This is a genomic window from Cellvibrio sp. OA-2007 (assembly GCF_000953825.1).
Taxonomy (GTDB): Bacteria; Pseudomonadota; Gammaproteobacteria; order Pseudomonadales; family Cellvibrionaceae; genus Cellvibrio.
Map to the genome: position 1 here is coordinate 199597 of NZ_BBUL01000020.1, position 19343 is coordinate 218939.

Annotated in this window: 20 protein-coding genes; 15 read left to right on the top strand and 5 right to left on the bottom strand. The window is 46.3% G+C overall.

Going from position 1 to position 19343, the window contains the following annotated elements; all coding sequences use genetic code 11:
- Nucleotides 1-215 precede the first annotated feature (215 nt).
- The gene (locus AWU77_RS01115; RefSeq protein WP_193747465.1) at nt 216-1556 is read left to right on the top strand and encodes a CAP domain-containing protein; all 1341 of its coding nucleotides are present in this window, start codon (nt 216-218) and stop codon (nt 1554-1556) included.
- A gap of 32 nt (nt 1557-1588) precedes the next feature.
- On the opposite strand, the gene AWU77_RS01120 is transcribed toward AWU77_RS01115, so the two are convergent.
- The 4 genes from AWU77_RS01120 to AWU77_RS01135 all read right to left on the bottom strand — a co-directional run bounded on the left by AWU77_RS01120 (nt 1589) and on the right by AWU77_RS01135 (nt 4251).
- Nucleotides 1589-2332, bottom strand: coding sequence for an SDR family NAD(P)-dependent oxidoreductase (locus AWU77_RS01120; protein ID WP_062057943.1), 744 nt, complete (start codon nt 2330-2332; stop codon nt 1589-1591).
- Nucleotides 2333-2439: 107 nt separating this feature from the next.
- Entirely contained in the window at nt 2440-3021 is a 582-nt protein-coding gene (locus AWU77_RS01125) for a TetR/AcrR family transcriptional regulator (protein WP_062057946.1), read from the bottom strand.
- An 89-nt stretch (nt 3022-3110) separates the two neighbouring features.
- Nucleotides 3111-3860 (bottom strand): RES family NAD+ phosphorylase, encoded by a 750-nt coding sequence (locus AWU77_RS01130; protein WP_062057950.1) that lies wholly within the window; start codon nt 3858-3860, stop codon nt 3111-3113.
- 19 nt (nt 3861-3879) lie between these two features.
- Nucleotides 3880-4251: an XRE family transcriptional regulator gene (locus AWU77_RS01135; protein WP_062057953.1), complete on the bottom strand. Its 372-nt coding sequence runs from the start codon at nt 4249-4251 to the stop codon at nt 3880-3882.
- Between the two features lie 209 nt (nt 4252-4460).
- Here AWU77_RS01135 and AWU77_RS01140 point away from each other — a divergent pair, with 209 nt between their 5' ends.
- From AWU77_RS01140 to AWU77_RS01155, 4 genes are read left to right on the top strand one after another with little or no spacing between them, the layout of a single operon-like run.
- Nucleotides 4461-5666, top strand: a complete 1206-nt coding sequence (locus AWU77_RS01140) for a M48 family metallopeptidase (RefSeq protein WP_062057956.1) — start codon at nt 4461-4463, stop codon at nt 5664-5666.
- On the top strand, nt 5656-6318 hold the full coding sequence (locus AWU77_RS01145; RefSeq protein ID WP_062057959.1) for a TIGR00266 family protein: 663 nt from the start codon (nt 5656-5658) through the stop codon (nt 6316-6318). Before AWU77_RS01140 ends, AWU77_RS01145 begins: the two co-directional genes overlap by 11 nt.
- A 10-nt stretch (nt 6319-6328) precedes the next feature.
- Nucleotides 6329-7012, top strand: a complete 684-nt coding sequence (locus AWU77_RS01150; RefSeq protein ID WP_062057962.1) for a TIGR00266 family protein — start codon at nt 6329-6331, stop codon at nt 7010-7012.
- Nucleotides 7013-7024: 12 nt separating this feature from the next.
- Nucleotides 7025-7960, top strand: a complete 936-nt coding sequence (locus AWU77_RS01155; protein ID WP_084617891.1) for a TIGR00266 family protein — start codon at nt 7025-7027, stop codon at nt 7958-7960.
- Between the two features lie 57 nt (nt 7961-8017).
- Here the strand turns inward: AWU77_RS01155 and AWU77_RS01160 are convergent, their stop codons facing one another.
- The gene (locus AWU77_RS01160; protein WP_062057966.1) at nt 8018-8482 is read right to left on the bottom strand and encodes an Lrp/AsnC family transcriptional regulator; all 465 of its coding nucleotides are present in this window, start codon (nt 8480-8482) and stop codon (nt 8018-8020) included.
- A gap of 181 nt (nt 8483-8663) precedes the next feature.
- Here AWU77_RS01160 and leuA point away from each other — a divergent pair, with 181 nt between their 5' ends.
- The 10 genes from leuA to AWU77_RS01210 all read left to right on the top strand — a co-directional run bounded on the left by leuA (nt 8664) and on the right by AWU77_RS01210 (nt 19308).
- Nucleotides 8664-10331 carry a 2-isopropylmalate synthase gene (leuA, locus tag AWU77_RS01165; protein ID WP_062057969.1) on the top strand — a complete coding sequence of 556 codons (1668 nt, stop codon included), beginning with the start codon at nt 8664-8666 and terminating at the stop codon, nt 10329-10331.
- Between the two features lie 158 nt (nt 10332-10489).
- Nucleotides 10490-11041: a hypothetical protein gene (locus tag AWU77_RS01170; RefSeq protein WP_062057972.1), complete on the top strand. Its 552-nt coding sequence runs from the start codon at nt 10490-10492 to the stop codon at nt 11039-11041.
- 319 nt (nt 11042-11360) lie between these two features.
- Nucleotides 11361-12611, top strand: a complete 1251-nt coding sequence (locus AWU77_RS01175; protein WP_062057975.1) for an ABC transporter permease — start codon at nt 11361-11363, stop codon at nt 12609-12611.
- Nucleotides 12611-13876: an ABC transporter permease gene (locus AWU77_RS01180; RefSeq protein ID WP_062057978.1), complete on the top strand. Its 1266-nt coding sequence runs from the start codon at nt 12611-12613 to the stop codon at nt 13874-13876. Before AWU77_RS01175 ends, AWU77_RS01180 begins: the two co-directional genes overlap by 1 nt.
- A gap of 224 nt (nt 13877-14100) precedes the next feature.
- On the top strand, nt 14101-14829 hold the full coding sequence (locus AWU77_RS01185; protein WP_062057982.1) for an ABC transporter ATP-binding protein: 729 nt from the start codon (nt 14101-14103) through the stop codon (nt 14827-14829).
- A gap of 5 nt (nt 14830-14834) precedes the next feature.
- On the top strand, nt 14835-16073 hold the full coding sequence (locus tag AWU77_RS01190; protein ID WP_062057986.1) for an ABC transporter permease: 1239 nt from the start codon (nt 14835-14837) through the stop codon (nt 16071-16073).
- A gap of 12 nt (nt 16074-16085) precedes the next feature.
- Nucleotides 16086-17351, top strand: coding sequence for an ABC transporter permease (locus tag AWU77_RS01195; RefSeq protein ID WP_062057989.1), 1266 nt, complete (start codon nt 16086-16088; stop codon nt 17349-17351).
- A gap of 124 nt (nt 17352-17475) precedes the next feature.
- Nucleotides 17476-18549 carry an efflux RND transporter periplasmic adaptor subunit gene (locus AWU77_RS01200; RefSeq protein WP_062057992.1) on the top strand — a complete coding sequence of 358 codons (1074 nt, stop codon included), beginning with the start codon at nt 17476-17478 and terminating at the stop codon, nt 18547-18549.
- A gap of 130 nt (nt 18550-18679) precedes the next feature.
- The gene (locus AWU77_RS01205; RefSeq protein WP_062057995.1) at nt 18680-18925 is read left to right on the top strand and encodes a type II toxin-antitoxin system Phd/YefM family antitoxin; all 246 of its coding nucleotides are present in this window, start codon (nt 18680-18682) and stop codon (nt 18923-18925) included.
- Nucleotides 18922-19308 carry a type II toxin-antitoxin system VapC family toxin gene (locus AWU77_RS01210; RefSeq protein WP_062057998.1) on the top strand — a complete coding sequence of 129 codons (387 nt, stop codon included), beginning with the start codon at nt 18922-18924 and terminating at the stop codon, nt 19306-19308. The genes AWU77_RS01205 and AWU77_RS01210 overlap by 4 nt, the downstream gene beginning before the upstream one ends.
- Nucleotides 19309-19343: the final 35 nt, after the last annotated feature.

The following is a 19343-nucleotide window of genomic DNA, read 5'->3' on the forward strand; positions in this document are numbered from 1 at the left end:
GATAAATCAGACGAAGAGTAGAGCGAGCCAGTTGTTCAATACAATCAACTGCATACGTATGCAGCGAATGAATACGTATGTAAAAAAAGTCCTATAGAAAAAGAGGGTAAATCAGCGGCGGTTTAGATACCGGCGAGTTGTGGGCGAACTCTCGGTTCGGTGTGTTTAATCTTGTTAGTATTTCTCCATCAATGGCAAGTTGGATTCACTACACCATGAATAGCTTAATACTATTACGCAGCGCACTGTTGTTTGCCTCTGTCACGGCATTAATTTCTTGCGGCGGCGGTTCAGGTGGCGGCGCAGCAACTCCGCCAGCGTCCAACAGTTCTGCCAGTAACCTTGCTACTTCCAGCAGTAGTGTGTCCAGTATCGCGAGCAGTAATTCCTCCTCAGTTGTTTTAACCTCATCCTCGGCACAGTCTTCTATAACATCTTCTTCGTTAGCATCCTTGGCTGCGCCACAAAATATTGCCGCGCAACCGGGAACTGCAGCAGTCACACTCAGTTGGAATAGCGTGGCGGGTGCTTCGGGCTATCGTGTCTATTACGCATCTGAAGCGAATATTCTCATTAATAATATTGCCAGTTTTGATGATGGCACCCGTGTGGATAACGCAATCTCACCGCGTGTGATTAACAATTTGCGCAACGGCCAGACTTATTATTTTGTGGTGACGGCAATCAATGGCAATCAGGAGAGCATTGCCAGTGCTGAAGTCAGTGCAACGCCCAATGTAATTGATTTGGCGAAACAGCCTAATGCACAAGAAGTATTAGTAGTGGAGTTAGTTAATCGCGCGCGCGCCAATCCGGATGCTGAAGCCGCGCGTTTGGGCATTGGCTTGAATGATGGCATCACCGGCACTGCAATCACCAACACACCCAAACCACCACTTGCGCATAATTTATTATTAATTGAATCAGCGCGATTACATTCGCAGTGGATGTTGGATGCCGATATTTTTTCGCACACCGGCAACAACAATTCCACCCCGCACGAGCGAATGCAAGCCGTGGGTTACAGTTTTACCGGTAGCTGGACCAGCGGGGAGAATATTGCCTGGGGCGGCACAACTGGGAGCAGTATTAATTTAACCAGTTATGCCGTTTCACAACACGAGGGATTATTTAAATCGCCCGGCCACAGAGTAAATATTCTCAATGCGAATTTTCGTGAGTTAGGTGTGGGGCAGTTGCAGGGTTATTTTATGCAGGATGGACGCAATTATTTATCCTCCATGCTCACGCAAAATTTTGCCCGCTCCGGTTCCAGTTATTTTTTAACCGGCGTGATTTATGAGGATAAAAATAACAACGAGTTTTACGATGTAGGCGAAGGCTTGAGTGGAATCAACATCACGATTAATGGCAAAACCTATCCTGCATTTAATAGCGGCGCCTACGCAATCCCGCTGGCCAATGGCACTTATCAATTGAGCATTACGGGCGCTGCGCTGGGTGGGCCGGTTTATTACTCGGTGCAAATCAGCAATCAAAATCGCAAATTGGATGTGATTAAAACGGGAGCCAACCTCCGTGTCGTGACTCCCTAGTAATATCGTTTTTTATGTTTTAACCAAAAGCCTTAGCCCAACCAGCTCGCGTATTCCTGTTCGAGTTGTTTCGGATTTGTCTTAAAGGTGTTGTACCAATTCGCCGACATGGCATCGGGGAATATGTCTTCCTCTTTTTGCTCCACACCGGTCAATATAATGTCGGCAACTTCAGCGGGCAGTGCCTTGGACAATTCAAAGCCTTCACTCATGCGTGTCGCCACCGGGCCAGGGTAGACACCTTGAACAAAAATTTCGCTCTTGGCCAGTTCTGCGCGCAACCCTTGAGTGAAAGAGTGAAGTGCGGCTTTGGACGCAGAGTAGGGCCCAAGCAGCGGCATATTGGCAATACCTGCGATGGAGCTGATATTGATAATCGCCGCCTGCGAAGACTGCTGCAATTGTGGCAAAAGCGCGCGGGTGAGATTGACCGGGCCAAAATAATTGGTGGCCATCTCCAGCTGCGCTATGTCGCCACTCGTCTCCTGAATAAATCCGGAACTATTGGCGATACCAGCGTTATTGATCAGTATGTCCAACTCGCTCAGCGAACGGCTCGCTTGAGCGATATCGGCGGCGGAAGTCACATCCAACTGGATAGCAACCAACTCACTGCTGGAAGCCCCCAACTCCTGAATAGTTTGTTCAAGCGCCGCTAAATCCCTACCGCCCAGATAAATACGTTTTACCTTGCGCGCGATCAGTGCCTTTACTAATGCCAAACCTATACCGCGATTGGCGCCGGTGACTAAAGCTGTTTTTTGTTGCCATTGCATCTTCATTACTCCTTCTATTAAGAACATGGTTTGTTGAAAAAGTAGACCGGTCGTCTAGTTTGTGGTGCTAAAAAAGAGCCTTGCGGCTCCGGGTTTAATTTAGGCCATCAGGGTTTTAACAGCTGGCCAAAATAAAGCTTTAATAGTTCTTCTAAGGGTTGAGTGGTCTGTTCCAGTTTGGAGCGGATCAAACAGCCTTCCCAAGCGGCAAACAGTTGGCGCGCCAACAGCTGGGCATCGGCAGTGGGCGCCAGTTCTCCTGCCTGTTTAGCCTCTTCAAAACAAGCCGCAATTTGCGCTTCTACACCTTGGTAGTGGCGATAAATAGCCACACGCATAGCATCGGATTGCAGCGCCAGTTCTTGCCCAAGGTTGCCTAACAGGCAATTACAGCGGCCAAAATGCTCGCCAAAATAGATCAACACATCGCTGAAATACTGATGTAATTGAGTCAGCGGCGAACCTGAGTTAGTCGCTAAAGACGCTGCCAACCCATCGCGCAATATATGCCCATAGTGATCAATCACTGCCAGTCCAAGATCTTCTTTACTTTTGAAGTAGTGATAAAAGGAGCCTTTCGGCACCTTAACCTGAGCGAGTATCTCGGCAATGCCGGTACTGTTAAACCCTTTGACGGCAAACAAAGTCACCGCGGCATCGATCAATTTGTCTTTGGTATTGTCGGACATAAGTAGTGTTGTCTTGATAGTAGACCAGTCGTCTAGTAAATACAATAACTTCTATGATACGGGTTTTACGGGGTTTAGTCAGTTGTGTTTCACGCGGCCGGCATGGGCATACGGCCATCTACTAAAAAATTATCCAAGGGGAAGCGGATAATCTCTTTTTGCCCTAACTGCTTAAAGGCAACTTCAGTGGCGCTCAATTCGCATAACCACTGGGTCATATCCGCTGGTTTCTTCTGCGCGAGTGGGGCGGGGACAAATAAACCTACACAGCGATTTTTTTCCGGGTCCCGTGCCGATTGGTATTCAAAGGCTTCGACTTTCGCCGCGCGCATGTCGCTGCCTAACTGCTGGGTGGCGGAATAATCCTGTGGATGAGTGAGTTGATGAAGGAATTGATCAAAGGGAGCTGTATCCAATCGCACCCCATGGTCACTGGCATAGTTCACACAAAATAAAGTGTGCGCCGAGGTGATGGTGTTTTTGATTGGGCTGGCAGCCATCGAATACCAAAACACAAAACGATAATAAGCGGATTCAGCCAGCGTAGTTTTAGGATTGCAGCCAGCGTAAAAAATCCCCGGTTCATGGATGCGGCCAAAACGCGAACCCCATTTCAATGGCGGGTAACGAAAAGGCGTTTTAAGCAGATAGTGATAGCTATCGCTGTGGGCGGGATAGGGGGGTTTTACTGAATCGAGCAATTCTTCCAGCAACGCCTGCTCTTCGAGACTATCGACATATCCGAGCGTGGCGATTTGTTCCTGGCTTTCGACCAAGCGCCAGGCGGTGCCGGAAATGCTTTGCAGTTGCGCTGCTCCTTCGCAGGTTTCCCAAATCATTAAGCCTTGTCCTCAGTCATCAGATTTTGCCGCGCAATGCGTCGACAAAGTTCAGCACCTGCATCAAGCCCTGAATGCTTTCGATTTGTTGGGCGGGAACGCCACCAGTGACTTGATTGGGATTGTGCATAAAGTGTTTGATCCAGTCCCTATCGCCACCGGTCAGGGTAAAGAGCGCGCGTGCAATGCGGATCAGCAGTAGGGCCAACTCACCCTGTTTGGATTTTGGGTCAAGCGCCGGATTTTGTTTGAGGCGGCTCACGGCGGTGCGATGAATCCCCAATACCGCGGCTAACTCGGATTGTTTTAACCCGAGTTGCTCAGCGGCGTTTAACACCGCTTTGGCGAGTACCGCGGCCGGATCTGGATCAAGGTGTGCAAGGGCTGACATGGCTCCCCCAATGGATCGAAAATGTTCAATATGCACTTATCATAGGTGATATGTGCAAATTGAACAAGTTTTAAGCGATGGTAAAGCGAGGGTAAAGCACAATGGCAGTGCGATTACTATTTGCGTAGTTGACTGAAATCATTGAGCATAGCCGGTCAATTTGCTCGCCAATTTGGTCATAAGTTCAATAAAGGAAAGGAATTAGCACAGTGCAAGATTTCACTCATACCCAGTACGACTGCATGGGTTTTCACAGCCAGCTGCCCAAGGGCAAGGCTTCCGGCAGTATGCGTATCACTTCAGCGGGAATTGATTTTACGATTGGAGATCAGCAACTACATTTGCCACTTCATGGATTACAAGTCAGCCTCGGCGGTGCCAGCAATCGCTTGGTGTATTTTGAGCATCCTCTGTTAAGCGGTTGGAGTTTTTACACCAGCGACCGCAGTGTATTAAAAGATCCTCATTTACATAGTGTTACCGGTGTTTCCAAACTCTTAAACAGTGCGCGCCACAAACGCATGCTGGGCTGGGGCATTTTGGCATCCGTTGCGACGCTGATTGTGGCCGTGCCGCTAATTATTATTTTGCGCATGGATTTTTTCACTGGTTTGATCGCTAACAATATTCCAGTGGAATGGGAGCAAAAACTGGGCGACTCGGCGCTAGCGCAATACCAACTGGGCAAACAAATGCTCGATGACAAAAAAGCGGAGCAATTGCTGAAACCACTGGTTGAACCGCTTACCGCCGCCTTGCCGCAGAGCCGCTACCAGTACCATTTTAAAATTGTTAATGATGGCAGCCTCAATGCATTTGCGCTGCCGGGTGGTCAGGTAGTGATTCACTCGGAATTAATTTTGCGCGCCGATTCTGCCGAAGAACTACTCGGTGTGTTAGCCCATGAAATCCAGCACGTTGAACAGCAACACGGTCTGCGCAATATGATTGGTGCGAGTGGTATTTATTTAATTGCCAGCGCGGTATTTGGCGATACCTCGGGTTTATTGGCACTGCTTAGCAGCGCTGCGCCACTGTTATTAAATCAAAGCTATTCACGCGGGTTTGAAACCGAAGCGGATGTAAAAGGTTTTGCGCTCTTGCAAGCAGCGGAAATTGATCCCAAAGGCTTGGCGAGTTTTTTTGAAAAAATGATTGCGGAAGAAAAAAAGCAAATGGATAAAATCCTCGATGAGGAAAATCAGCAACTGGCCAAACAAGCGTTGAAATTTTTATCCACCCATCCCGCCAATGAAGATCGCATCAAACGGCTTGAACAACTTGCGCAAGACAATCTTAAAGACAATGCGCAAACCATTCACTACCGAAATCTAGAACCTGCATTTGTGGAACTACAAAGTGCGGTAAAACTATTTGTTACTAATACACAGGGAGAAACATCGAATGAAAACTGAACTTAAAGGCTCACAGGCCTTTAGCTATATTGAGGTAGAGCTGCAGCCGGGTGAAACCATTATCAGCGAATCGGATGCCATGTCGAGCATGGATGCCGAGTTGGATTTAAACGCAAAATTAAATGGCGGATTTTTTAAAGGATTGCTGCGCAAATATCTTGGCGGTGAATCCCTTTTTATCAACCATTTCACCAACAATACCTGCCAGCCGCGTCGTATGACATTGGTGCAGGGAACACCGGGTGAAATTCGTCATCGCAAAATGGATAACGACGAAATCTATCTGCAACCTGGCGCTTTTGTCGCTTGCAGTGAAGGGGTAAAACTGAGTTTGGAATGGGCTGGCTTGGTATCTTTTATCGCCCGCGAAGGTTTGTTTCGCTTAAAAATAAGCGGCAGCGGCGATTTATTTTACGGCGCCTATGGCGCCTTATTAGAGCGTGAAATCGACGGCGAATATATTGTCGATACCAGCCATCTGGTGGCCTATGACCCGAGCATTAAATTAAAACTGCAATTGGCGGGCGGAATTTTTTCCAGCTTTTTCGGCGGCGAAGGTTTGGTTACGCGGGTGGAAGGCAGAGGCAAAATTGTTATTCAATCGCGCAGCATCACCGGCCTGACTGGCTGGTTGAATCCCAAATTCTGGTAAGGAGTCCGCAATGAAAGTTGAATTGATAAATCAGCCGGGCAATACCGCGGCAAAAATTACCCTGGCAGCGGGTGAGACTTGTACCGCCGAAGCGGGCGCTATGATCGCTATGAGCGGCCATATGAATATCACCACCACTACCCACAAAAAAAATGCCGGCGGTATTTTAAAAGCGGCCAAACGTATGCTCTCGGGCGAATCTTTTTTTCTCAACCATTTTGATCCCCAAGGCAAAGCCGGTGAAATTTGGTTGGGCAGCGATTTAGCGGGCGATATGCTCAGCCTGGAATTGGATAATGAAAATCTGATTGTGCAAAGCGGTTCGTTTCTCGCCTGCGACGATAATATCGACATGGATATGGGCTGGCAGGGTTTTAAATCGCTGCTATCCGGTGAAAGTGTTTTTTGGTTAAACCTGAAAGGCCGTGGCACGGTGGTGCTCTCTAGTTTCGGCGCTATTTATCCCATTGAAGTGGACGGTGAATACATAGTGGATTCAGGCCATATAGTTGCGTTTAACGAAACTCTGGATTTTTCCATCACCAAGGCGGGCAAAAGTTGGTTGCAATCTATGTTGGGCGGTGAAGGTCTGGTGTGTAAATTTAAAGGTAAGGGCACTGTCTGGTGTCAATCGCACAACGCCAAAAGTTTTGGCGGTTCATTAACCCCGAATTTGCGTGTGCGCAAAGCCTAAGGAGAAATCATTATGGAAAATAAATATAAAGTACAACTGAACGGCCAGTTAGCGGCCGGTGCAGACTTGTCCAGCGCGACAGAAAAATTTGCCCAGTTGTTTAAAATCACCGCTGACAAAGCGCAACAGATGTTAGCGACATTTCCGGTCACGGTAAAAAACAATGTGGATGAAGTTACTGCACAAAAATTTAAAACAGCAATCGAAAAGACTGGATTCTTGTGTGACATCATTGCATTGGCAGAAACCACCGCTGTTATTGACACGCCGGAAACCTTTAAGGGTTGGCAATACAAAATAGAAGGCCGCCCCGACTACGGCTTTTTAACGGTGCAAATTCCGGCCAATGAAACTTTAAAAGTAGAAGCCTCGGCCATGGCCACTATGGACACCCATTTGGAAATGAAAACCAAATTAAAAGGTGGCTTGGGTCGTTTTCTCACCGGTGAGAATTTATTCCTCAACGAATTCAAAGCCGCAAAAGGCGCGGGTGAAATTGGCATAGCGCCCGGCACCCCCGGCGATTTGATTCACCAATACATTGACGGTCAAACATTGTTTTTACAAAACTCTGCGTTTGTTGCCGCAACTATGGGTGTGGAGTTGGAAACCAAATGGCAGGGGATGTTGAAAGGATTTTTTTCCGGCGAGAGTTTCTTTTTAATTCGCGCCAGCGGCAAAGGCGATTTATGGTTTAACTCCTACGGCGCGATTATCGAAATCGATGTGGAAGATGATTATGTCGTCGATACCGGCAACATAGTCGCCTTTACCGAGGGCATGGAATACGAGATCACCAAAGTCGGCGGCTATAAATCCCTGTTCTTCTCCGGCGAAGGTTTTGTCTGTCGCTTCCGCGGCAAAGGCAAAGTCTGGATCCAAACCCGCAACGCCCAAGCCTTTGTCTCCTGGGCGAATTATTTCCGTCCGGTGCAATCAAAGGGCTAATTCGTTTCGCGTGGAAAGTGGTTTTCGACCCCTGAATTTTTTTCAGGGGTTTATTTTTTATCCCACCGGCAGCGCCGTTTTATCCACCGGCGATTTCAATACAAACGACGAATGCACACCGCTTACGCCTTCAATACGGGTGAGTTTTTGCAGCAAAAACTGTTGATAGGCATCCATGTCCTTGACGATCACTTTTAACAAGTAATCGGCCGACTGCCCGGTAATTAAGTGGCACTCCAATACTTCAGGGTAGGCGCCCACGGTTTTTTCGAACATATCAAAGCGATCGGGTGTGTGTTTATCCATGCTGATTTGGATAAACGACAATAGGGTCAGCCCGAGTTTGCGCGCGTTGAGCAGGGCGACGTAACCGTCGATTAAACCCGCTTCCTCCAGTGCGCGTACCCGCCGCAAACAGGGGGAGGGCGAGAGGCTGATGCTGTCGGCCAGATCCTGATTGGAGATGCGGCCATTGTGCTGCAAGGCCTCCAGAATCAAACGGTCATATTTATCCAGTTCCATAAAATCTCAACTAGTTAGCTTTAAATATCAATATTTAACGAAATACAGCAATAATATTGTTCTATTGGTGATGTTAACACAAGCTTCGCAATCATCTGCCAGTCTTGTCTGCCTATACTATCGATAAATCTCCCCAGCCTCCTTTTACAAAGGGGATTAAATCTTTCACCAGGAGTCGATCATGCTTGCCAATCCATCCAGTAAATACCAGCGTTTTGTCGGCGTGTCCTTGCCCGACCGTCAATGGCCCAACAACCATATTGAAAAACCGCCCATCTGGATGAGCACTGACCTGCGCGATGGCAATCAGGCATTGATCGACCCTATGTCGGTTGCGACCAAAATGCGCATGTTCAAAGAGTTGGTGGCGATTGGTTTTAAAGAAATCGAAATCGGTTTCCCGTCCGCGAGTGAAATTGATTACAACTTCACTCGCCAATTGATCGAAGAAAATTTAATTCCCGACGATGTGACCATCGAAGTCTTGGTGCAAGCGCGCTACGACTTGATTGAAAAAACCGTGCAGAGTTTGCGCGGTGCCAAGCGTGCGATTTTGCACATGTACAATCCACTGGCGCCAGCGTTCCGCAAAATTGTGTACAACACCGATGAAGCGGGTGTAAAAAATATTGCGATCCAAGGCACCAAATGGTGCAAAGAATTAACCGCACAAGCGCCAGAAGTGGATTGGACTTTCCAATACTCGCCGGAAGTGTTTTCTTCTACCGAAATTGAATTAGTAAAAGACGTGTGTGATGCAGTGGTGGATATTTGGAATCCATCGCCACAAAAGAAATTGATTTTGAATTTGCCCGCTACGGTAGAGATGAACACACCCAACACCTACGCGGATCAAATCGAGTGGATTCATCGCAATATCAATCGCCGCGATTCCATTATCATCAGCGTGCATCCACACAATGATCGCGGCACTGCCGTTGCCGCAGCAGAGTTAGCAGTAATGGCCGGTGCCGATCGTATTGAAGGTTGTTTGTTTGGCAATGGCGAGCGCACCGGCAATGTGTGCTTGGTAACTCTGGCGATGAACTTGTATTCGCAAGGTGTTCACCCGGGTTTGGATTTTTCCGACATCGACCGCATACGCAAATTGCATGAAGAGTGCACCCAGTTGCCGGTGCATCCGCGTCACCCTTATGCCGGTGAATTAGTTTTTACCGCGTTTTCCGGTTCCCATCAGGATGCGATCAAAAAAGGTTTTGCAGTACAGAAAAAAGATGCCCTGTGGGAAGTGCCATATTTGCCTATCGACCCGGCAGATTTGAATCGCAGTTACGATGCGGTGGTGCGGGTAAATGCCCAATCCGGTAAAGGCGGTGTGAGTTTCTTGTTGCAGCAGGAAGCCGGTTTGCAATTGCCGCGCCGTTTGCAAATTGAATTCAGCGGCGTAGTGCAAAAAGTCAGTGATAGCACCGGCAAAGAAGTGAAAGCCAATGACATTGCCCGCATTTTTAACGATGAATATTTTGCCGTAAATTCACCCATTACTTATCAGTCCAGCAAATTCACTGAGCAGGATGATACCCATCAAGTGGATATAGTGATTCGCGCGCAACATCAGGATCAAACCGTGCAAATCAGTGGCAGCGGCAATGGCCCCATCGATGCTGCGGCTCACGCGATCAGCCAGTTTATCGATGGCGAAGTGAGTGTAATTGACTACCACGAACACTCTGTGGGCGAAGGCTCGGATGTGGCTGCAGTAACTTATGTTGAAATCAAAGTGAAAAACGGCAAACCGGTGTACGGTGTGGGGCAAGACCGCAACATCATTACCTCAGCGGTGAAAGCACTGATTAATGGTGTTAACCGTAGTGGAGCGATTAGCTAATTAATTTCTGTTATAAAACGCGAAAAGTGCAGTCGGTGAAAATCGGCTGCGCTTTTTTCAAACACCACAATTGGATTAAAGCGGTCAACTCGTTAAGGTGTTGAAATAGTTACGACTATTGTTGACTAATACATACATAAACCTCGAAAGGAATTTTGATGAAAGCATTACCTCTGGTTATTTTTCCATTGCTCTTAAGTCTTCCTCTTCACGCGCAAGAAAATCAACAAAACACCTCTCGTGGATCGGTCGGTATTGGTGGTGGCATGCTTTACGGCTTTGATGCGGGGTTGCGCGCGGATTACCGGGTAGCAGAGCAGGTTACCGCGAATATTGGTATGGGTTTTAATAATTCAACGCCTACGGTGGGGATGCAATTTCACATACGTCCACAGCACAAGTTCTGGCAGCCACGTGTAGGATTGCATTACGGTATTGTCGATTCATTGGATGTATCTTTACCAGTAAGCGGCTCTAGCAATACTTACTATCAAAAAACTTATCTATTTAAAGGGCTTATGTTTGAAGCGGGGCAAAGTTTTAATTTTGGTACAGCGCGTCGTCACGGGCTGGATCTAACCTTTACCCTGCGTTTGGGCGGTGATCAGAAAAAGGAAAAACGTGAAGAGTTGGGCTTGGGTGAAGGATGGTTCGATAATCTCGGTCAGACGATTAATTCGTTTAATCTTGGGTATAGATACAATTATTGATTTTGAATTGATTGCCACTGACTGAATCCAACTGCTCTTTCTATACGTCTTACAATTCGAGCAAAGCAAATCCCCATATCCCCCAACCTGGGAATTTGCTTATCTCTCTGCAAATTAACTTATCAGAGCGCAGCACCTTTAGGCTGATCAGTTATTTTACCTCCGGTGCGTGCTGGTGCCGGAGGGACTTTTTCCCATTGCAGCTTTCCTGTGCTATTTTACGTGCCTAAAAATAATTCCTTGACGTGAATCTGATAGGGAGATGAGTGGGTCAAAGCACTTATCAGGTGTTATTGCTACATATGATTAGGAAATCATTATGGATAGCCTGCAAGAAATCCTCTTTACTTTGCGCCAGAACAAATTGCGCACTGGGTTAACTGCCTTTGGTGTGTTCTGGGGCATTCTGATGTTGATCCTGCTGCTCGGTGCTGGGCGGGGCATGGAAAAAGCCTTTTTAGAAGGCAATTTCAATGACACCGAAGACTCCATGTGGATCCAACCCTATATCACCTCTATTCCTTACAAGGGCTTTTCTGTCGGGCGACGAATCAACTTTACCGAGGAAGATATGCTGGCAATTCGCCAGAATATTCCCGGTGTGCGTTTTCTCTCCAGTGAAAATCCCCTCGGCAACTTTATCAACTCCGATATTTTGGTAAACAACGGCACTCGTTCCGGCGTATTTCAAGTGCTGGGTGTGGCAGATCAATATTTTCATATCAAAGAGAAAGTCGAATTTAACAATGGTCGCCGGTTAAATCATTTCGATAAAGAAGATAGCCGCAAAGTCTGCGTGATTGGTACACGTGTGCAGGAGCGATTATTTTCGGCGGGCGAGGATCCGCTCGGCAAAGACATTCAAGTCAATGGCGTTATCTTTAAAGTCGTGGGAGTTTTTTACGATAAGGGCAACCAAGGGCGTATGTCAGAACGTGTGTATATGCCGGTGAGTGCGTTTAAAAAAACCTTTGGTGGTGGCACCAGTCTTGATTTACTGGCCGTGCGCCCAAAACCCGGTGTGGATGGCATTGCTTTGGAAGATGAAATTGTAAATTTTCTCAAAGAACGGCATCACATTGCACCTAGCGACAACCGCGCAATATGGGTGATGAATTACTCGCGGGTTACCAAAGATATTAAAGAAACATTTGAAGGTTTGAATCTATTTATCTGGTTAGTCGGCATAGGCACTTTGCTCGCTGGCATTGTCGGTGTGAGCAATATCATGATTATCACCGTGCGCGAGCGCACCCGCGAAATTGGTATCCGCAAAGCCTTGGGTGCAAATCCGTTGTCAATTGTCGGTAGTCTTTTATGTGAATCGATTTTAGTGACCAGTGTTGCGGGTTATACCGGGTTGATTACCGGTGTCGCGCTACTGGAAGCTGTTGCAGCGATTTTAGAAAAACTGGATATGCAATTGCCTTTTTTTCAACAGCCGGAAATTGATTTAAGCATTGCCTTGGGTGCGCTGTTGTTGTTGGTTATTGCAGGAGTATTAGCCGGTTTAATGCCCGCACTGCGCGCCGCGCGCATTATGCCAATTGAAGCGATGAGAGCTGAATAATGTTTGCCACATGGATTGATTGGGACAAATGGCAAGAAATTATTGCCGCATTAAAAAAACAAAAAGTGCGCACTGCGTTGACTGCCTTTGGGGTTTTCTGGGGCATTTTTATGTTGGTAATCATGTTGGGCTTTGGCCAAGGCTATAGCAACAATGTAGACGGATTATTTGGCGATACTAAAAATGCAGTGTTTATGCGGCCCTCCAATGTTACCCAATTTGCTTACAAAGGTTTGCCTAAAGGCCGGGAAATTCGTTTCACCCAAGACGATATAGATGCAATCAAGCAAAAAATTCCCGATTTGCAAACCCTCGCCGGTATCAATTGGTTGAGAGGATCGCAATATGTGGTCAATGAGAAAAACAGCGGTTCCTTTTGGGTAATAGGCACCCATGGTGGTTGGGCAGGATTAAATACTAATCGTGTTGTGGAAGGCCGCTATATCAACCAGCGCGATGAAGATGAATTTAGAAAAGTAGCAGTTATCGGCACCCGGGTTCGTCCAATACTGTTTAAAGATGAAACTGAAGTGATCGGAAAGTTTATAAAAATCCAGGGCATCAGTTTTAAGGTGGTGGGTATTTACGAATCTACCCAACCCGATAGCGGTGACCAAAATCAAAGCATCAGTGTGTTTCTGCCCAACGCAACTCTGCGCAAAACCTTTAATCAAATGGATAGGTTCAATCAGTTATTAATCCAACCGGGCGCACACCAAAATACGCAGGAACTGGAAAGACAAATTAAAAAAGTAATTTATGAGCGCCAGAAAATCCACCCCGATGATCAGGGTGTATTGAATACCTACAACAGTGAACAAGAGTATTTGCAAAATAAAAATCTGGTTAACGGCATTATCGGTTTTAGTTGGATGGTGGCCATAGGCACCATCATCGCCGGGGTAATTGGCGTGGGTAATATCATGCTGATCGTAGTCAAAGAGCGTACCCGCGAAATTGGTTTGCGCAAAGCACTGGGCGCAACACCAACCAATATCAGCCTGATGATTATGCATGAATCGCTGGTAATTACACTGGTCGCGGGTTACACCGGTTTGGTTGCTGGCGTTGCCGTACTTGAAGTGGTCAAAGCCGTGTTAATCAATATGGGTAAGGGCAATGGCATGTTTGCTTCACCCTTCATCGATATAGGGACTGCATTTTCCGCGTTGGTAATCTTGGTGGTGATAGGCGCACTCGCGGCACTTTTGCCCGCGCTGAAAGCCGCATCGGTTAATCCGATTACTGCGCTGCAAGATGAATAACAAGAAACTGAACAGGGTGAATAAATTTTTTCACCCAAATGAATCCAAATACAGCTAATACACATCCAATATATCAATACAGGCAATTGCAATAAATCGGCGGTACTGACACTTGTCATTAGATTGTTAAGCCAAGGTAAATAAACCGGACATTTATGCCAAAGCCTTTAAGCTGTAAACGGTTTAAACCGGCACCACAGCAGCATAGCTAACAGGACGCTACCATGATCAAACTGCATAACATTCACAAGTACTACCACTCGGGTGAACAGCCACTGCATGTATTAAAAGGCATTGACCTGCATATCCGTGAAGGCGAATTAGTGTCGATCATGGGTTCTTCCGGTTCGGGCAAATCGACCCTGCTCAATATTCTCGGCATTTTGGATACCCACGACCAAGGCGATTATTTTCTCGCCGGGCGCGAAGTCAAAAATCTGAAAGAAAAAACCGCCGCGAAGATGCGCAATGAATTATTGGGTTTTGTGTTTCAGTCATTCAATTTATTACCGTTTAAAAATGCCACCGAAAATGTCGCGTTGCCGCTGTATTACCAGGGTGTTGGCCGCAAAGAGCGCAATTATCGCGCCGATCAATATTTGGAAATGGTGGGTTTAAGCAGCCGCGCCAAACACATGCCCAACGAATTATCGGGCGGACAAAAACAGCGCGTGGCCATTGCCCGTGCGCTAGTGACTAAACCCAAAGTGATTCTCGCCGACGAACCCACCGGCGCACTCGATAGCCAAACCACTCAAGAAGTGATGGCGCTAATCAAAGAAGTGCATCAGCTGGGCAATACCATTGTGATAGTCACCCATGAACAGGATATCGCCGATCAAACCCAGCGCCAGATTATTTTAAAAGACGGTCTTATTATTTCCGGTCAGCAGCACCATTCGCATCACGTGGATGAAATTGCCGATCAAGATGAAGAAGAAATTCTGGGTTAATTTTTATGATCGTTAGCCTGCAAGAAATTCTTTACACCCTGCGCCAAAATAAATTGCGCACTGCCTTGACCGCCTTTGGCGTCTTCTGGGGTATTTTCATGTTGATTCTGCTGCTCGGAGCCGGGCGCGGTATGCAAAATGGCGTATATGAAGATTTTGGTTCAGATGTATTGGATTTTATTGTGGCCTATACCGGTACTACGTCTGTTGCCTATAAAGGCATGGGGTTGGGGCGGCAAATTCAATTAACACTGGATGATGTAGACGCGATTAAACAACAAATTCCCGGTGTACGTTTTATTGCCGCGGAAAATCAGCGCAATGGTATATCCCTTATTTATGAACAAAAAAATGCAAATTTCGCCGTGCTGGGTGTGCCGGATGAATACTTTGATGTGAAGGAAAGTATTCCGTTTAATCTGGGGCGAAAAATGAATCTGCTCGATGAGCGAGAGCTGCGCAAAATCACTGTGATTGGCTCAGTAGTTGCGGAGCGTTTATTTGGCAAGGATGTAAATCCCGTCAATAAAGATATTCGTGTAAACGGTGTGATGATGAAAGTGGTCGGTGTGTTTTACGACAAAGGCAATCGCGGGCGAGACTCCGAGCGCATCTATATTCCCCAGCCCACTTTTCAAAAAATGTTTGGTGAGAGTAACCGCATAGGTTCCATTTGGCTGCGCCCTGAATTGGGTATGGATGGTTTTGAACTAGAGAAAAAAGTGATTGATTTACTGCAGCGTCGCCATTCGGTTTCGCCGGAAGATAAACGCGCGATAAATTCATTCAACATGGCTGAGCCAGCCAAAATGGTGAACGGATTATTTTTTGGTATCAACGCCATTATCTGGTTTGTGGGTTTGGGAACTTTGATGGCGGGCATAATCGGTGTCAGCAATATCATGATTATTACCGTGAAAGAGCGTACACGTGAGATTGGCATTCGCAAAGCGCTCGGCGCAACCCCGTTCAGTATTGTCAGCACCTTATTGTTTGAATCAATTCTGGTTACTGGAATTGCAGGTTATGCCGGGTTGGTAATGGGTGTAGGTCTCATTGAATTGATTGCTTTTGCACTGAATTCTGTTGGCGCACAGCTTCCTTATTTTAAAAATCCGGAAATTAATTTTCAGGTAGCGATTACCGCCATTATTTTATTGATTGCGATTGGCGCATTGGCGGGATTAATGCCAGCTTTGCGCGCAGCGAAAATTATGCCCATTGAAGCCATGCGTGCAGACTAACAGGAGCCACTAATGATAATTGATACAGAAAAGTGGCAAGAGATTTTTAAAACCCTTGGCCAACACAAACTGCGCACTGCGTTAACTGCCTTCGGTGTTTTCTGGGGCATTTTTATGCTCACGCTGTTGCTCGGCGCAGGTAAGGGTTTGGAAAATGGCGTCAACGAAGGATTTCCGCGGGTGCCCAATATTGTTTGGGTATGGGTGCAGGGCAGTACCCAAATGCCTTATCAAGGTATGCCTATCGGTCGCCAAATCGGGCTTAAGCCAGAAGATGTTGCGGCAATTGAAAAGAATGTTGCCAGTGTTGGTTTTATTCGTGGGCAGAACTCTGTCGGTATTTGGAGTGGAACACCTCCCTACACAGTACACAAAGATAAAAACGGGACTTTTTTTATCGAGGGAACTCATGCCCATATGGATAACATTCACTCCTTGCGTATGAAAGAAGGCCGTTACTTTAATGAGTTGGATGATTTGGAAAAACGTAAAACGGTCATCATTGGTACGCGGGTACGGACCCAACTATTTGATGCCGATGAAAGTCCGCTTGGAAAAAATATCACTATTAATGGCATCAGTTTTACCGTCATTGGAGTATTTGAATCCACTGCAAACGGTAACCAGCAGCAAGAAGAGGAAAAAATTTATCTGCCCAATGAAACACTGCGCTATGCGTTTAACCAGGTTGGAAATATTGGCAGTTTTGTCGTTCAACCCAAGCCTGGTATTCATGCCCGAGTCGCAGAAGAGGATGTCAAAAAATATCTCAAGGAATTGAAAAAAGTAAACCCGGAGGATGTGGGCGTATTTGGCAGCTTTAATTTGCAAAACGAGTTCGACAAAGTCGAAGGTCTATTTACCGGTATTGCAGTATTCAGTTGGGTGGTGGCGATTGGCACCATCATGGCCGGTGCAATTGGTGTGGGCAATATCATGTTAATTGTGGTGAAGGAGCGCACGCGCGAAATAGGTTTGCGCAAAGCGTTGGGTGCAACGCCTAACTCTATTATCGGCATGATTGTGCAAGAATCTATTTTTATTACCACAGTTGCTGGCTATATGGGTTTGGTAATAGGCGTATTAATTTTGGAAGGCGTAGGAAAACTATTGGAAGCCGGTGGCGGCAAAGCGGGTTTTTTTGGCAAACCAGAAGTGGATTTTGCAACTGCATTTGCCGCTTTATTGGTATTGGTGATCTCGGGTCTACTCGCGTCACTTATGCCAGCGGCCAAAGCAGCGGGCGTCAACCCAATCGTTGCGCTGCAAGATGAATAAGCAAACCATTGTAATACTCGCCTGGCGGGTATCCACAATATCTGGACTCCCGCAAGCGGGAGTGACGAACAAAATAAGTGCTTTAGAAAGTTAAATTAATATCAGCAATCACAAGAAGGACACCATGAAAAAGTTTATCTGGTACGCAGTGTTAGGTTTGATCGCCGTAGTATTTATTGGTACAGCAGTATTTTTGTATAACAAGTCGCAGGAAAAGCCCGTGACCTATACCTCGGACGAGGTATTTAAAACCACCATTGTGAAAAAGACAGTGGCAGTGGGCAAAGTAATTCCACGCCGCGAAGTGGAAATCAAATCGCAAGTATCAGGTGTGGTAGAAAAGCTTTATGTGATGGCCGGGCAGAATGTGAACAAAGGCGATATTATCGCCAAGATTACGCTGGCACCCAATATGGTGATGCTCAACCAAGCAGAGTCACAATTGGAATCGGCGAAAATCAATTTTGAAAATGCCACGGTTGAATTTGAGCGGCAGAAAAAATTGTTTGCCGACAAATTAATCTCCGAATCGGAATACAATAAATTTTTATTGAACTACGAGTTGCAAAAAGAAGCAGTGGCCTCGGCCGAAAATAATTTGCTGTTGATGAAATCCGGCGCTACCAAAAAATCAGACAAAGTATCCAATATGATTCCGGCCACAGTGACCGGCATGATTTTGGATCTTCCGTTTAAAGAAGGTGCATTTATTGTCGAAACCAGCTCCTTTGGTTCAGGCACCACAGTGGCAACCTTGGCCGATATGACCGATATGATTTTTGAAGGCATGGTGGATGAGTCTGAAGTCGGCAAAATTCGCGAGGGCATGGAGTTGGAGTTAGATGTAGGCGCGTTAGAAGGCGAACCCTTTACCGCAATCCTTGAATATATTTCACCTAAAGGTGTAACTGACCAAGGCACAATTAAATTCCAGATTCGCGCTGCAGTAAAACTCAGCGACAAATTATTCCTGCGCTCCAACTACAGCGCTAATGCAGACATAGTGCTGGAAAAAAAGGAAAACGTAGTCGCTATCAACGAAGGCAACTTGATTATCGAAGAAAAAGCGCAATTTGTTGAAATCGAAACTGGCCCACAAAAATTCGACAAGCGCGAAGTTAAAACCGGCATTTCCGACGGCATCAATATTGAAATCGTAGAAGGTTTGAAAGAAGGCGATAAGATTAAGCATCGTTAGTAGCAATATTCCTTAGTGCGGGTTCGCGCCAACGGGCGTGTAACCCGCAGATTTTAATGTTCCTTCATCTTGACTTCCCTTACTAACACTATCAGACTAAACTAACTAAGCTTAGTTTATCGGAGGTGTTATGCAAACCATTAATATCCACGAAGCCAAAACCCATCTGTCGCGTTTGGTGGAGCTGGCGGCCAAAGGTGATTCCTTTATTATCGCCAAGGCGGGTAAACCCTTGGTAAAAGTGACTGCCTTAAATTCCCCGGAGCCAGCGCAGATGAAGCGAATCGGGTTTCTTACTGGACAGTTTCAGGTTCCCGACGATTTTGACGTTATGGGTGCGAATGAAATAGCCAATTTATTCGGTGTTGATAAATGAAGCTATTATTGGATACACATTTACTGCTATGGCTGGCGGCTACACCCAAAAAGTTAAGTAAAAAAGCAAGGACTTATATTGAAAATCAAGACAATGAATTATTTTTCAGCGCGGCTAGTATCTGGGAAATCGCTATAAAACAAACGTTGGGAAGAGAGGATTTTACTGCTGACGCGCATTTATTGCGTCGGGGATTATTAGACAATGGTTACAGTGAGCTACCTATCCTGAGTGACCATGCTGTTGCTGTAAACGGCTTACCTGATATACACAAAGACCCTTTTGATCGCATGCTAGTAGCACAAGCTACTGTAGAGGGATTTGTACTGTTGACGGCGGATGTAACTGTAGCCAAGTATCCTGGTCCGATTAATAAGGTGTAATACTTTTAAAAAGTAATTGAATTGGCGATATGCAA